Source organism: Stenotrophomonas sp. HMWF003, from assembly GCF_003061285.1.
In the GTDB taxonomy this organism is placed as follows: Bacteria; Pseudomonadota; Gammaproteobacteria; order Xanthomonadales; family Xanthomonadaceae; genus Stenotrophomonas; species Stenotrophomonas maltophilia_AP.
Map to the genome: position 1 here is coordinate 18,834 of NZ_QAIW01000349.1, position 1,519 is coordinate 20,352.

A 1,519-nucleotide genomic window follows, 5' to 3' on the forward strand; every position below is an offset into this window, starting at 1 on the left:
TGTCGTCGAAATCGACGATGACTTCGATACCGTCTTCGTGGATGGTCACTTCGTGCACGTCGGCCTCGACCGTGGCGTCGTGCATGACCTCGATGCTGTCGGTGCCGTCGACGACGGCGTTCCCGGCGACGTGGCCATCGTCGGCGTCCGCTTCGTCATCGAAGGCCTCGTCGTCGAACGCTTCGTCGAGGGCGTTGGGGTCGAACAGCTGGTAGTAGCCGCCAGCCATCAAGGCCTGCACGGCGTCGCGGCCCTTGGCCGAGAGCTTGCCGTAGACCGCGCCGCCAAGCTGTTCGGTGGCGGCCAGGACCTGGGCATCCTTGACCGGCAGGGCGAACTCCAGGCCGCTGCAGTACAGGCTGGCCCCGCGCTTGGCGCGACGCCAGGCCATCCGTGCCCACGGGTGGCGCTGCAGGTCCAGGCCGGCGGCCAGGGCGGCTTCGATCTCTTCGCGCGGCAGCGGGTCGGCGCCGGCCACCACTTCGCCGGCGGCGCGGTAGGTGGTGATGAAGCGGCCGAACCAGTCGCCGAGTTTGTCGGGGTCGTTCATGCGGATGGCATTGAGCGCCTCGACCACGCGGTTCATGGCCAGTACGTCGATTTCGTGGGGGTCTTCGGGCAGCTTGAGATCCGGATCCTGGTAGCGGATGGATTCGTCGGCGCCTTCGATGAGGGTGTCCAGGTAATCGCTGATGAGCTCGGCCGAGGCCGGTGCGCGCATGCCGAAGGAGAAGGTGAGGCAGGGGTCTTCGGCGACGCCGTTGTGGGGGACGTTGGGCGGCAGGTAGAGCATGTCGCCCGGTTCAAGCACCCAGTCGTGGGTGGGCTTGAAGCGGCGCAGGAGCTTGAGTTCGACGTCGTCGCGGAAGTCGAGCGGGGGGCGCTTGCCCTTGGTGGATTCGCTGGCGTCGATCTGCCAGCGTCGGTGGCCGTAGGCCTGAAGCAGGAAGACGTCGTACTGGTCGACGTGGGCGCCGACGGAGCCGCCGGTGGCGGCGAAGCTGATCATCACATCGTCCATGCGCCAGCGCGGCAGGAAGTCGAAGTGGTTGACGAGGGCGCGGACGTCGGCGTCCCACTTGTCGACGTCCTGGACGAGCAGGGTCCAGTCGTGGTCGGGCATGCCGGGGAATTCGTCTTCCTGGAACGGGCCGGTGCGTACGTTCCAGCCGTCGGTGGCACGGTCATGGGTGATGAGGCGCGACAGGGCGGTTTCTTCGCAGGCGAGGCCGGCAAGGTCTTCGGGCTGGACAGGAGTTTCGAAATCGGGGAAGGCGCCGCGGATGAGGAGCGGGCGCTTCTGCCAGTAGTCGCGCAGGAAGACGGCGGCGGGCATGCCGAGCGGCAGGCCGGGGCGGGCCTGGATTTCGATGACGGGGGTCTTGGTGGTGCGGGCAGCCATGGGGGAATCCTTGGAGCGTGTAGACGGAAAGCGGGGGCGCGGCAGGTGGCCGGCGCGAGCGGGGCCATTGTCCGCTGGTTGGGGCCGATGTGCACCTGCGGTGGGGTGTCGCGGGGG

1 protein-coding gene is annotated in these 1,519 nt (G+C 68.0%); it reads right to left on the reverse strand.

All coding sequences use genetic code 11. From position 1 onward, the window contains the following. On the reverse strand, nucleotides 1-1,402 hold a 1,402-nt coding region (locus tag DBR34_RS14135; protein WP_146186847.1), incomplete at its 3' end, for a cupin domain-containing protein. Nucleotides 1,403-1,519 lie beyond the last annotated feature (117 nt).